At 59.8% G+C, this 14,138-nt stretch carries 8 protein-coding genes; all 8 read left to right on the top strand.

What is annotated here, in order from left to right; translation table 11 throughout:
• Window positions 1-88: 88 nt before the first annotated feature.
• The 8 genes from L0U79_RS18945 to L0U79_RS18910 all read left to right on the top strand — a co-directional run bounded on the left by L0U79_RS18945 (window position 89) and on the right by L0U79_RS18910 (window position 14,074).
• The gene (locus L0U79_RS18945; RefSeq protein ID WP_233843773.1) at window positions 89-1,225 is read left to right on the top strand and encodes an efflux RND transporter periplasmic adaptor subunit; all 1,137 of its coding nucleotides are present in this window, start codon (window positions 89-91) and stop codon (window positions 1,223-1,225) included.
• Window positions 1,222-4,398, top strand: a complete 3,177-nt coding sequence (locus L0U79_RS18940) for an efflux RND transporter permease subunit (RefSeq protein ID WP_233843772.1) — start codon at window positions 1,222-1,224, stop codon at window positions 4,396-4,398. Before L0U79_RS18945 ends, L0U79_RS18940 begins: the two co-directional genes overlap by 4 nt.
• Entirely contained in the window at window positions 4,395-5,870 is a 1,476-nt protein-coding gene (locus L0U79_RS18935; protein WP_233843771.1) for an efflux transporter outer membrane subunit, read from the top strand. Before L0U79_RS18940 ends, L0U79_RS18935 begins: the two co-directional genes overlap by 4 nt.
• A gap of 204 nt (window positions 5,871-6,074) precedes the next feature.
• Entirely contained in the window at window positions 6,075-7,229 is a 1,155-nt protein-coding gene (locus L0U79_RS18930; protein ID WP_233843770.1) for a DUF535 family protein, read from the top strand.
• A gap of 3 nt (window positions 7,230-7,232) precedes the next feature.
• Window positions 7,233-7,757, top strand: a complete 525-nt coding sequence (locus L0U79_RS18925) for an RNA polymerase sigma factor (RefSeq protein ID WP_233843769.1) — start codon at window positions 7,233-7,235, stop codon at window positions 7,755-7,757.
• Window positions 7,757-8,758: a FecR domain-containing protein gene (locus L0U79_RS18920; protein ID WP_233843768.1), complete on the top strand. Its 1,002-nt coding sequence runs from the start codon at window positions 7,757-7,759 to the stop codon at window positions 8,756-8,758. Before L0U79_RS18925 ends, L0U79_RS18920 begins: the two co-directional genes overlap by 1 nt.
• A gap of 148 nt (window positions 8,759-8,906) precedes the next feature.
• Entirely contained in the window at window positions 8,907-11,300 is a 2,394-nt protein-coding gene (locus tag L0U79_RS18915) for a TonB-dependent receptor (protein WP_233843767.1), read from the top strand.
• Between the two features lie 626 nt (window positions 11,301-11,926).
• On the top strand, window positions 11,927-14,074 hold the full coding sequence (locus L0U79_RS18910; RefSeq protein ID WP_233843766.1) for a S53 family peptidase: 2,148 nt from the start codon (window positions 11,927-11,929) through the stop codon (window positions 14,072-14,074).
• Window positions 14,075-14,138 lie beyond the last annotated feature (64 nt).

The raw sequence follows: 14,138 nt of genomic DNA, 5'->3' as shown, positions 1-14,138 counted from the left end.
GATGCTTAGTTGCATTCAGATACAACACTGAATTAGAGTTCATAGCCGTATTTTTAACGCATCCCCTTCTCATCCCCAGGAGCGGTCTGTGAGTGACCTACCTTTTCCCAAGCCCAATGGGCTGACGAAGCGCTACGCCGGACGAACGCTGTTCCTGGCTATCTCTTTGATTTTACTGGCGGCATGCGGCAAAAAGCCGGCCGACGCTGACGCGGCCGTGCCGGTCATCGCGCTACCTGTTAAGGCCGTCGATGGCGCCCAGACGGGTCGTTTCCCTGGCGATGTGCATGCTCGCTACGAAATGCCGCTCTCGTTTCGTATCGGCGGCCAGCTGTCGGCCCGGTACGTGGACCCGGGCCAGGCGGTGAAGCAGGGCCAAGCGCTGGCCCAGCTCGATCCGGCCGATACCAATAAGCAATTGGCCGCGGCCAAGGCCGCGCTGGATGCGGCGGAGCACCGTCTGTTGTTCGCCACGCAACAGCGCGACCGCGACGAAGCGCAGTTCAAACAAAACTTGATCAGCCAACTTCAGCTGCAAACTACGCAGGATGCGTATGCCTCCGCACTCGCCGGTCGCGATCAAGCGAAGCAGCAGTACGAGCTTGCGCAAAATCAATCGCATTACGCGACGCTGGTGGCCGACCACGATGGCGTTATCACCAGTCGTCAGGCCGACGTGGGGCAGGTGCTTGCTGCGGGGCAGTCCGTGTTCGGTTTCGCGTGGTCGGGCGAGCGCGAGATTTATCTGGACGTGTCGGAAAGCCGCGTCGACGGCATCGCGATCGGGCAGTCCGCGACCGTAACGTTGCCCGCGTTGCCTGGCCGCACGTTCACCGCGCACGTGCGCGAAATCGCGCCGGCCGCGGATGCGCAGTCGCGCACGTATCTGGTGAAGTTGAGCGTCGACAATCCCGGCGCAGCCTTGCAATTGGGCATGACGGCGGATGTCGCGTTGCGCAGCGATGCGTCTTCGGCTGCTGCTGTCGAAATTCCCGCCACCGCGTTGTTTCATCAGGACGAACATCCCGCCGTATGGGTGGTGCGCACCGATTCCACGCTTGAGCTTCGTCCCGTCACCGTGGTGCGTTACGGCGAACGCGACGTGTGGATCAGCAACGGGTTGAAGGCTGGCGAACGCGTGGTGATGCAAGGCGTGCATACGGTCTCGGTCGGTGAGAAGGTCGCGCTGATCGCGCCGCCGCATCCTGAGGATGCGCCGCGATGAATCACGAAGAACGCTTCAATCTCTCTGCATGGACCTTGCGGCATCAGTCGTTGGTCTTCTTTTTGATGGCGTTGATCGCGCTGTTCGGCCTGCTGTCGTACAAGAATCTGTCGCAATCGGAAGACCCGCCGTTCACCTTCAAGGTGATGGTGATTCAAACCTATTGGCCGGGCGCCACGTCCAAGCAGGTGCAGGAAGAGGTCACGGACCGCATCGCGCGCAAGCTGCAGGAAACGCCGAATATCGATTTTCTGCGCAGCTATTCGCGTCCGGGTGAGTCGCTGATCTTTTTCAATATCAAGGATTCGGCGCCCTCCGCCGTGGTGCCGGAAACGTGGTACCAGGTGCGCAAAAAGGTGGGCGATATCGCCGCGCAATTGCCGCAAGGCGTCCAAGGTCCTTTCTTCAACGACGAATTCGGCGACGTTTACACCAATATCTATGCGTTGGAAGGCGACGGTTACACGCCCGCGCAGTTGCACGACTACGCCGATCAATTGCGCGGAGAACTGCTGCGCGTGCCAGGCGTCGGCAAGGTCGACTATTTCGGCGATCAAAATCAGCACATCTATATCGATGTGTCGAACGCGAAATTGGCGAAGCTGGGCATCAGTCCGCAACAGATCGGGCAGGCCATCAACGAACAGAATGCGGTCGCCTCGACCGGCGTGCTCACCACGGCGGACGACCGCGTTTATGTGCGGCCGAGCGGACAATTCGACGATCTGGATGCCTTGGCCGATTCGCTGTTGCATGTCAATGGCAAGAGCTTCCGCTTGGGCGATATCGCCACGATCCGTCGCGGCTACGACGATCCGTCCAGTCAGACCATGCGCTTTATGGGCAGGCAAGTGCTGGGCATCGGCGTCACCATGCAGCCTGGCGGCGATGTGATCCATCTCGGCAAAGCGCTCGATGAAAAGATGGATGTCTTGCAAAAACGCTTGCCGGCGGGATTGAAGCTGTCGGAAGTAACCAGCATGCCGCACGCGGTGTCGCACTCGGTCGACGATTTTCTGGAGTCGGTCGCGGAAGCCGTCACCATCGTGTTGATCGTGAGCTTGCTGAGCCTCGGTTTCCGCACGGGCATGGTGGTGGTGATTTCGATTCCGTTCGTGCTCGCGGCCACCGCGCTCTGCATGGATATGTTCGGCATCGGTCTGCACAAAGTCTCGCTGGGTACCTTGGTGCTGGCGTTAGGTTTGCTGGTGGACGACGCGATCATCGCCGTCGAGATGATGTCGGTGAAATTGGAGCAAGGCTGGGGCCGCGTGCGTGCGGCGGCGTTTGCGTATACCAGTACGGCGTTTCCGATGCTCACCGGTACTTTGGTGACGGTGTCGGGATTTCTGCCGATCGCGTTGGCGAAATCGAGCACAGGTGAATACACGCGTTCGATTTTCGAAGTGTCGGCCATTGCGTTGCTCGTATCGTGGCTCGCGGCGGTGATCGTGATTCCGCTGCTGGGCTATCACATGCTGCCCGAGCATCACGAGCGCGCCAAACCTGGCCAGGAATGGTGGGCTCGCATGCTACCCGCGCGTTGGAATGAAGCGCGCGCGGCCAAAGCCGTTGCGCCGGTACACAACGGCGATGAAATCGAAATTTACGACACCCGGTTCTATCGGCGCTTCCGCGGTTGGCTGGATGCGTGTCTGCGTTATCGCTGGTTGGTGCTCGCGTCGACGGTCGCGTTGTTTGTCGTGGCGCTCGCCGGTTTCGGGCTAGTGCCGAAGCAATTCTTCCCCAGTTCCGATCGCCCGGAATTGTTGGTCGACCTTCGCTTGCCGGAGGGCGCTTCCATCATAGCCACGCAACGCGAAGTCAAACGTTTCGAAGCCGCGCTGCAAGGCCGCAAAGAGATCACCAACTTTGTGAGTTTCGTCGGCAGCGGCGCGCCGCGCTTTTATCTGCCGTTGGACCAACAATTAGCGCAACCCAACTTTGCGCAGTTCGTGATTACTGCGAAAGACGTCAAGGAACGCGAAAAGCTGGCGACGTACCTGGAAGGCGAACTGAAGCGCGACTTCAGCGAGGTGCATAGCCGCGTGAGTCGTTTGGAAAACGGGCCGCCCGTCGGCTTTCCCGTGCAGTTCCGCGTCGAAGGCGACGATATCACCACGGTGCGCGGTATCGCCGAGCAAGTGGCCGGCGTGATGCGCGCCAATCCGAATACCACGAACGTGCAATTCGATTGGGACGAACCGGCCGAACGCTCTGTGCGCTTTGAAGTGGATCAGTTCAAAGCGCGTCAGCTGGGCATCAGCTCGCAGGACATCGCCAACTTTCTTGCCATGACTTTGTCGGGCACGACGGTGACGCAGTTCCGCGAACGCGACAAGCTGATCGCCGTGGATCTTCGCAGCCAGGAAGGCGACCGCATCCATCCCGATCAGATCGAGCGTTTGGCGATACCGACGCCCAGCGGCACCGCCATTCCGCTCGCGCAACTCGGGCATGTGGCGTACGGCCTCGAATACGGCGTGGTCTGGGAACGCGATCGCCAGCCGACGATCAATGTGCAAAGCGACACGCGCGGCGGGGCCCAGGGTCTGGATGTTACCAACGCCATCGACCAGAAACTTGGCGATATTCGCGCGCATTTGCCGGTGGGCTATCGCGTCGAAGTCGGCGGGTCAGTAGAGCAGAACGAGAAGGCGCAGGGTTCGATCAATGCGCAGATGCCGCTGATGGTGGTGGCGGTGCTTACGCTATTGATGATTCAGCTGCAAAGCATCGGCCGCACCTTTATGGTGGTGTTGACCGCGCCGTTGGGATTGATCGGCGTGATTCTCGCGTTGTTGTTGTTCCATCAACCGTTCGGGTTTGTGGCGATGCTCGGCACGATTGCGATGTTCGGCATCATCATGCGTAACTCGGTGATCTTGGTGGATCAGATCGAGCAGGATATTCGTGCTGGTCATCCGCGTTGGGAGGCGATTGTCGGCGCGACCGTGCGACGATTCCGGCCGATCACCTTGACCGCCGCCGCCGCCGTGCTGGCGTTGATTCCGCTCCTACGCAGCAACTTCTTCGGCCCGATGGCCACGGCGTTGATGGGCGGTATCACGGTAGCGACCGTACTGACGTTGTTTTATTTGCCGGCGCTGTATGCCGCGTGGTTCCGCGTGCGCGCCGACGAACCTGCCAAGGAACCGGAGGCTCTCACATGAAGCCCTCACGCAGCATCGTTTTTTCGACTCGAATCACGGCGTTGGCCGCGGTGCTGGCTTTGACGGGTTGCGCTTTCGCGCCGCCCGCCAAGCCGCCGGCTTCGCCTTTGCCGAAACAGTACACGGCGACACCCGTGCCTGCCGACAGCACCAAGGTGGACGGCGTCGCGCAACACTTCAGTCTCGGCGAACGCGCTGTGCCCGAATGGTGGCGCGAATACGGCAACGAGACGCTCGATGCATGGGTGGAAGAGGGATTGCGCAACAATCCCTCGTTGGCTGCGACCAAGCACACGCTTGAAGCCGCGCATCAGCTGCTGCGCGCGCAGATCGGCGCCACCATGCTGCCATCGTTAGACGCCCAAGCGCAGGCTACGCGACAACGCGCGTTGGGCTTTCCGAGTTTCGGTCCGCCGACCAACCTTTACGATGTCTACGCCGGTCAGCTGGCGCTGAGCTACGACTTCGACGTGTTCGGCGCGGCGCGGCACGGGGTTGAGCAGACGGCGGCGCAGGTCGATCAACAATCCTACGAATTCGACGCCGCGAAACGCGCATTGGCGGCCAATATCGTGATTGCGGCCATCAACGCAGCCTCGCTGCAAGAGCAACTCACCACCAGCGAGCGTCTCGCGACATTGGCGCATCAGCAGACCGATATCAGCGAACATGCGCGCCAACTGGGCGCAGCCTCGCAAGACGATGTACTGGCGTTGCGACAACAGGCGGCAAGTATCGACACATCGCTGCCGCCGCTGCGCGCACAGGCCGAACGGGCGCGTCACGCGTTGGCCGTATTGATGGGGCGCACGCCAGATCAAGCGCCGGCGAATCTCACCTTGGCGCAATTGAGCCTGCCACCCAATGTTCCCTTAAGCGTGCCGTCCGACTTGCTTCGCCAACGCCCCGATGTGCTTGCGGCAGAAGCGGCGGTGCATGCGGCGTCCGCAAAAGTGGGCGTGGCGACGGCGAACATGTTCCCGCATATATCGTTGTCCGCGTCGTTGGGCTCAGCCGCGTTCAAGCCGTCGAATCTGTTCACCAGCGCCGGATCGATATGGAGCGCGGGTCTATCGCTGACGCAGCCGATTTTCCACGGCGGTGAATTGATCGCACAGCGCAAGGCGGCGATTGCCGATTACAACGCGGCGATCTCGAACTATCAGCAAACGGTGCTCAATGCATTTCAGAATGTCGCCGACACGCTGACGGCATTGAATCAGGATGCGTTGACGCTGCAAGCGGCGCAGGATCAGGCGGCGGCTGCGCAGCAATCGTTCGCCAATACCGATGCTCGGTATCGCCTCGGGGCGATCTCTTATCCGTCCAAGGTGCTGAGCGAGCAGCACTGGCAAAGCGCGGCGCTGACGGAAATCCAGGCCAGGGCGTCGCGCCTGACCGACACGGCTGCATTATTCCAGGCGATGGGCGTGCCGTCGTCTGCGGAGCTTGCCGATAACGCGAGTCGCTAACTTCCGTCGCCCCAGCGAAGGCCGGGGCCTAGCGTCTTTGTCGTTACGAAAGAATCGAAGTCAGTGGGCCCCGGCGTTCGCCGGGGCGACGAATGACTATGTCTTGCGGTGAGCTGACAGATCGCGCCGTCGCAAATCCATTTCAAAAACGCGCCACCGAAACGTCTTTAGAGGAATTGCAGTCGTTTCTCCGAGGCGTACGTCTTGAACAAGTCAAACCAACCGCCCGCAGGCGTCCTGGGATTGGGCATGGAAGCCTTTTTGCCGCCGGGCGTTTACGTGCCCGACATCCGCCGATTGCCGCATGGCACATCACTGGCGGAACGCGTCCGCGCGGCGTTGCTCCGCAGTGGCGCGGATGTTTTGGAAGCCTGGCGTTCCAGGCCGCTGGCGAATACGTTGCAATCGCTGCGCAACCGCCAGGACTGGACCGGACCTTGGTACAAGCGCAGCGTTACGGGCATGAAATACCTCGTGCGTAGTGCGTGCATGCCTGTGCGGCATACCTGCTTTCTCGCCTTTGTCGACGCACATCCCGCGATGGGTGTCTACCGTCAGCGCGATCCGCGTTTGTTGGAGCGACACATGCATCGCTTTATCAACGCCACGTGGCGCCGTAGCGATCGCCTGAATTACCTGCAGCAACATTATCGTTTTGCGTTGGCGCATTTGCCGCGCGATTTGTTCGAGCGCGTCTATGTCAACGGCCACGCCGATTTGGGAAGCCTGACGGCCAAGGACGGCTCCCTGTTGAAACTTTGCCTGCGCCCGCCGATTTTAAAAGGCTGCGAGGGCGAACTGGGCCTGCAGCTTTGCGATGCGGATGACGTGCCGCTCTACAGCATTATCTTTACCGTCGCCGACGAGAAGCCGAGCTTGATGATCGGATGTCTGCAAGGGCCGCGCGGCGCTGACGCCCGTGACGTGGTGCGTGCATTGACGCGCAATTTGCACGGCATGCGCCCCAAGCACCTAATGTTGTCGCTGGTCTATGCGTTTGCGCGTCACTACGGTATCGACAAACTGGTGGCGATCAGCAACGACGCGCATCCGCTGCGCCGCAGCGGTCGTCCGGTTTATTCGGACTACGACGCATTCTGGAAAGAGCAGCATGGCCGGCGCATCGGCGGCGGCTGGTTTGCATTGCCGTCTTCTCAAGCACATAAAACCGAAGCGGAGGTGCCGAGCAACCACCGCGCCGCATTTCGTCGACGCGAAGCGTTACGCCGGCAAGCAGAGCATATGTTGATTCAGGCCTTGGCACAGCCAGAGCCTGAGATTCAGCCTGTCCCGGCGCGTGTGCCGGCATCGCTGCGCACGCTATCGGCAATTGTGGCAGGCTCTTATCACGGGCTATAGGGCATGAGCACTGTGACGCTAACCGTGCACGTGAGCGACATCGAAAAGCTCTTCAGGGAGCACAGTCGTGCCCTGATCGCGTTTCTTCAATGCCGCCTCCATTCGTTGTCGGATGCGCAGGAGGTCGCGCAGGAAGCATATTTGCGCATGCTGACGATGGAAAACCGCGAGGACGTAGAGTCGCTGCGCGGCTATTTGTTCACGGTGGCCGCAAACCTCGCCACCGATCTTATGCGCAAGCGCAAGGTACGCAGCGACTTTTCCATCGCGCAATCGCAGGACGAGCCGATGGACGAGCACAGCCCTGTACACCACGCCATGGCGGTGGAGCAGGCGGCCGGCATTCGTCACGCGCTGCGCGAGCTACCCGCCAAGGCCAGCCAGGCATTTGTGATGCATGTGATCGAGGGGCGCGACTTCGGAACGGTTGCGCGAACGATGAAACTCAGCGAGCGCATGGTGCGCTACCACGTCGCTAACGCGCTGGCGCATTGCCGCGCGCGCGTCGACGAGAAGGAGATGCCGTAATGGCGATCAAACAGCATGACGACGTCGTACGCGCTGCCGCCGATTGGTGGGTGCGGCTGCGCGAGCCGCAGGCGAACGATAGCGAGACATTCGAGCAGTGGCTGGCGTGGACCGATCAGGATCCGCGCCATCTGGAAGTGTTCGAGCGCATGAACGATTTGGGCGAGCAGTTGAGCAAACTCGACCGCGTTTCGCGCCAGGGCCTGATCAATGCCTTTGCGCGCCCGGTTTCGCCGCAGCGCCGATGGGTTCCTATGGCCGCGGCCGCGTCGATCTTGGCGGCGGTGTTGGCCGGCGCCGGATACGTCGCGTGGACGCGCATGGGCGCGGGCGTCGCCACACAAACCTATCAAAGCGACATCGCGCAAAACCGCGACATCACGTTGCCCGACGGGTCGAAGGTGGCGTTGGGCGCGGCATCCGCGATCACCGTGCGATTCGATGGCGACCAGCGACGTGTCGAACTCAGTCGTGGCGAGGCGTACTTTCAGGTGGTGCACGACGAGGCCCATCCGTTCGTCGTGACGGCAGGCGATGTCGCGGTGCGCGATATCGGCACGGCATTCGACGTTCGCCGTACGGGCGATCGTGTGGCGATCGCGATTACACAGGGGCGCGTAGCCATTGCTGATCGTCGCTCCGGAGCCGGCGCACAGGCGACGCTGGAGGCGGTCGCGGGTCAGCGCGTTTCCTACGATCCGAATGCGTCGAGCATGACCGTCGGCAGCATGGCGGCGGAGCAAGCGACGGCATGGCGCGACGACCGCCTGGAATTTATCGACGAGCCGTTGAGCGTGGTGGTCGACAATTTGAATCGCTACACCCGCACGCCGTTGCATGTCGCCGATGCCGATCTGGGCCAACTGCATTACACCGGGACGGTTCGCGTCGATGCGATGGACGGTTGGCTACATGCATTGCCGGAGGTCTTTCCGGTACGTGTGACCAAGCAATCCAATGGCGTCGTTCTTTCGGATGCGCAGCGTTCCACGCACCATTGATGCAGCGCCGCTGAAACGGTGATTTGAAAGTTTGCAGCAAGCCCGGATATTGGTATCGCTATCAATCGGCAGGTTTCGTATCGCAAGCACGTGCCAATCGAAACGCCGCGTGTCACACTCGTGATTTCTCGCGGAGTTCACGCATGTCATGAGCCGGTTTGCCTGGCTGCCCGCTTACGGCTGCCTGACGTTGGTGTTAGCTGCAGGGGCGGTTTGCAGTAGCCCGGTTCGCGCAGCGGAGCAATCGGTCGGCATGCGTTTCGCGATACCTGCTCAGTCGCTTGCTACGGCGTTGATCGCTTTTGGCAAGCAGGCCAATGTGCAGGTGCTGACAGCGAGCCAAACGGTCGATGCGCTACGTTCGCGTGCGGTGAACGGTACGTTCGCACCGAACGTCGCGCTCGCGCAGTTGCTCGAAGGCACGAAGATGAGTTTCGTGTTCGTCGACGCGCGCACGGTGGTGGTGAAGCCGCTTGCGTCGGCGTCCGTGCCGCCAAGCAAGAGCGCTCCAACGTCAACGTCGGCGAAGTTGCTGCCGCCGATTCAGGCGATTGGTCTGGTGGGTAGCGATGCAGGCTTTATGGCGGATGTAAGCAGCGGTCCGACGCGCACACTTTCCGATCCGATCGATGTGCCCCAATCGGTTGGCATCGTTACGCAGAGTCTTTTGCAATCCGAGCAGGTGCAGACGATCGCCGATGCGATCCGCAATGTCGCCGGCGCGGAGTACATCGACGGTTCGAGCGGGTTGCCGATCTTCGATGTGCGGGGGTTTATCGCCGGCAATGGTATGACGGACGGCATGCCGAATAACGTGCTTGCCGTCGGCGATTATCCGCCGATGATCGGCGTGGAGCGTGTGGAGGTTTTGAAAGGACCGCAGGCGATTCTTGGCGATACGTCGGCTTACAACAATTTTGGCGGCTTGATCGATGTGGTGTTGAAGAAGCCGCAAAGCGAGCCTATCCATCAGCTGATGTTTTCCCTAGGCGACCATGGCGAGAAGCAACTAGGCGTCGATTTCGCGGGTGCGCTGAGCGACAGTCGCACGCTGACGTATCGGTTGGTGATGAATGGCGATGCGGCGGATCGCACGCCGCAAGGTATGCGAGGTCAGCGCAATCGCTATATCGCGCCATCCATCGGCTGGTCGACGCCCAACACCACGGTGATCGCCGGGCTTTCGTGGATGACGAATCACATGCCCATCCCCGATCATACGGTGTTGCTGGGCGACACCGTCGGTACGGCTTCGCCGCCGGGGTTGCTGCTGGACAATCCCAACGATCGTACGGCAGTGGAAACGCGTCGGCTGTTCTATTTATTGGAGCATCGATTCAACGACATCTTTACCTTCCGCAGTCGCGCGCAATATGTGCGCGAGTCGATCGATCTGCAGGATTGGTCGTTGTCGGGCATGCAGCCTTCGGGCGACACGACGGCTGCAGCTGAGCGATATCACTCTTCCGACACGTACTACACGTTGCAGAACGATGTGACCGCAACGTTGGGTCACGGTTGGATGCAGCATGCATGGGTGCTTGGTTTCGATTACTCGCGTATCCAGGACGGCAACGGTTTCGATGCGTTTGGCCCGAACGTAACGTACAACGTCTTCACGGGCGGCGTATTGCCGCCGCCTACGTCGGTATTGTCATCCAGCGACTATGCGGCAGGTTATTTTTCCGGCAGTCCGTGGACGAAAGAAAGCGGGGTGTTTCTTCAGGATCAAATAAGTCTCGGCATGCATTGGAATGTGCTGTTGGCCGTACGGCGCACGAGTTATGAAATTCAAACGACGTATCCGGACGGCTCGCCGTGGAATTTGCATAAAACACATTGGGTACCCAACTTCGGCCTGGTCTACAAGCTCACGCCGAACATGTCGTTGTATGGAAATTCGTCCAATGGATTTCAGCCCGATACGTACCTGGGCAAGGACGGACGTCCCTTACCGCCGTCGTTGTCGCGGCAGATTGAAGCCGGCGCGAAATTCGATCTTTTTCAGGATCGCGCGCGTCTGACCGTGGCTGCCTATCGCATCATGCTGGATCACAGCGAAGATCTTTTGTCGTTGCAGCCGCCGTATTACATCGTTAGCGGTCCAGGGCAATCGAACAAAGGCATCGAGGTGGAATTCAACGGAAAGGTGACGTCGAACGTCAGCGTAAGCACGGCCTATACGCGCGCTTCGGTTCGCAATAACGACGGAACGCCGGCGACAGGCGAGCCGAAACAGCGCTTCAATTTATGGGCCAGTTACTGTTTTCCTTTGGGTGCGCTACGTGGATTTGGCGTGGCGGGCGGGGTGCTCGCGCGCAGTCGAAGTTTGGGTCAGTTTTCCGATGGCAGCGCGTATATCCATATACCGGGGCAAGCCGATGTGGCGGCCAATGTGTTCTATCGCACTGCAAGTTGGAGCCTCACATTCGGTGTGAAAAATTTGCTCGGTCGTCAGCTCTATAGCCCGGTGTTCGACGAGACGTTTGTGCCGCTTCGCAATCATCGAACGTACCTGCTGAGCGGTACCGTGAGTCTTTGAGAGATTCGTTGTGATGAGGGTCGAGTGCATGCGCTCCATGCGTGCGTGAGTCGCCGGCGTTTCATTTCTTCACGAAGTCGTCACGAAAAAGTCGCCGCATCAAATTGCGATGGCAATCGTGCACATCGTTCGTTGTGCGCGCGGATTTATAACGAATGATTTCAATAAACGCACGTCGAAAACGATGGATCGCTGCATCGATGTGGCGAAAATGCGGGAGATAACGACGATAGGAAAATTTCTATCGAGAAACTCGTCGTGAATCTCGATGCTTGATAGCGAATCGATGCGCATGCGCTTGATGCAGGCGTTGCCACAACATTTTGCGCCTACAAATTTTTGTGATCTGTGTCATGCCGTTGTCATCTATCGACTACGGAAGTCGCGTGTTAGAACTACATCGCAGGGGAAAAAAGAAGACGCGCAACGCGTGCACGCGTAGCAATCGTCTTGTTACTGCGTTGAGAGGTATCGAGGGAAGACCTAAGCAGTCGTACATCGAAGTAATGCGTGATTGTGGATTTTCGTTTGGTGCATCGTGGCTTCGTGACGCCGCCGCCAACACGGGACGCATGTCAGCTGCGCGAGCACCCTTTCTTACACAAACTCCGTGGGGAGAATTGAACGTGAGATTTGGATCCGTACGTCCAGGCGGCCGCCGCGCTGCCAAGTTTGTGCTGTCCGTTTTGGCAGTGAGTCTTGCATCGAGCTATGCCGCGAGCAGTCACGCCGGCACGATCGGTTTGTTGTCCAAGCCGCAGATTACGCAGGCGCCGAGCAACAATAATCGTGTGACGCTGGAGGGTAACGTTTCGCCGCACGCCACCGCCGCCAACGATCGCGGTCGCGTCGACGATTCCATTCAGCTCGATCACATGCTGTTGCAGCTGAAGCGTCCTGCCGACCGCGAAGCGGCGTTGGAAACGCTGATGCAACAACAAACCACCAAGGGTTCGCCCAACTACCACCAATGGTTGACGGCCGCGCAATTCGGCGAACAGTACGGCCCTTCGCAGATGGACGTCGACGCGATCACAAGCTGGTTGAAGCAGCAGGGCTTCACAGTGAATCGCGTGTACGAAAGCGGCATGACGGTCGACTTTTCCGGTACGGCGGGACAGGTCCGTCAGGCCTTCGGTACGGAGATGCATCATCTGAGCGTCAATGGCGAGAACCATATCGCCAATATGAGCAATCCGCAGATTCCGGCCGCGTTCGCGGGCGTCGTACAAGGCGTGGTGTCGTTGAACGACTTCCGCCCGCACGTGAACTACAAGCCGCATGGCGACTACACCTTTACCAGCGGCACCAGCACCTATCAGGCGGTAACGCCGTCCGATCTAGCGACGATCTATAACCTCAATCCGTTGTTCAGCGCGGGCGTAAACGGAACTGGGCAAACGATCGTGTTGATCGAAGACACCAACGTGTATTCGACCAGCGACATCACCACGTTCCGTTCGACCTTCGGGTTGCCCACGGCGACCTTCAGTCAGGTGCATCCGGGTAGCTGCACGAATCCTGGCGTCGTGACGGGCAACGACGGCGAAGCGGAGTTGGACGTGGAGTACGCCGGCGCAGCCGCACCGAGTGCCGCGCTTGAACTGGCGTCGTGTGCGGATACGTCGACCACGTTCGGCGGCTTGATCGCGGTGCAGAACCTGATCAACGGTGCGTCGGTGCCGACGATCATGAGCATCAGCTACGGCGAGTGCGAAGCGGCGAATGGCGCTACGGCGAATGCTGCGTACATTTCCACCTATCAGCAGGCGGCGTCGGAAGGTGTGTCGGTGTTTGTTTCTTCCGGCGATGAAGGCGCGGCGAGCTGTGATGCTGACCAGGCGAATGCCACGCATGGCATCGGCGTAAGCGGCTTTGCCTCCACGCCTTACAACGTAGCGGTGGGCGGTACCGACTTTGGCGATACGTACGCAGGCACGAACAGCACGTATTGGAACTCCACCAACACGTCGACCTACGGTTCGGCCAAGTCGTATATCCCGGAAATTCCGTGGAACGATTCGTGCGCCAGCAAACTGATCACGGCTGCGTTGGGTTATTCCACGCCTTATGGCAGAACCGGGTCTTGCAACAGTACTGCCGGCCGAAACTATCTGACGACGGCGTCGGGTAGCGGCGGTCCTAGCGGTTGTGCAAGCGGTACTCCGAGCACATCGGGCGTGGTGAGCGGTACCTGCAAAGGTACGGCGAAGCCTTCGTGGCAATCGATCCTTGGCAATCCGTCCGACGGCGTGCGTGATATTCCCGACGTCTCGCTGTTCGCCGCGAATGGTGTGTGGGGTCACTACTACGTTTACTGCTACACCAACACCGCCGGCGGCGGCGTCGCCTGCACGGGTGCACCGAGCGGTTGGGCCGGCGCGGGTGGTACGTCGTTCGCGTCGCCCATCATGGCGGGCATTCAGGCGCTGGTGAACGAGCACAACAACCTCACCAGCGGCGCGGGCAATCCGAACCCGGTGTATTACTCGTTGGCCAACACCGAGTACGGTTCGTCGGGTAGTGCGACGTGCAATTCCAGCAATGGCAACACCGTGGGCAGTTCGTGCATCTTCTACGACGTGACCCAAGGCGATATGGATGTGAACTGCACAGGTACGCACAGCTGCTACAAGCCGTCGGGTACCTATGGTGTGTTGTCCACATCCAACTCGAGCTATGCGCCGGCTTATGGCACGAGCACGGGCTGGGATTTCGCGACCGGTATCGGTTCGTTGAACGCCTACAATCTGGTGTATGCGTCGGGTTGGTAAGCGGTAGAAGCGCTTGCTGTAAACGAAGACGCCCCCGATGTATCGGGGGCGTCTTTATTTGCGA

Origin of the sequence: Dyella sp. 2HG41-7, from assembly GCF_021390675.1 — a bacterium.
In the GTDB taxonomy this organism is placed as follows: Bacteria; Pseudomonadota; Gammaproteobacteria; order Xanthomonadales; family Rhodanobacteraceae; genus Dyella_B.
The sequence above is the reverse complement of the archived record's forward strand: the minus strand, read 5'-3'. Positions and strand labels throughout refer to the sequence as shown.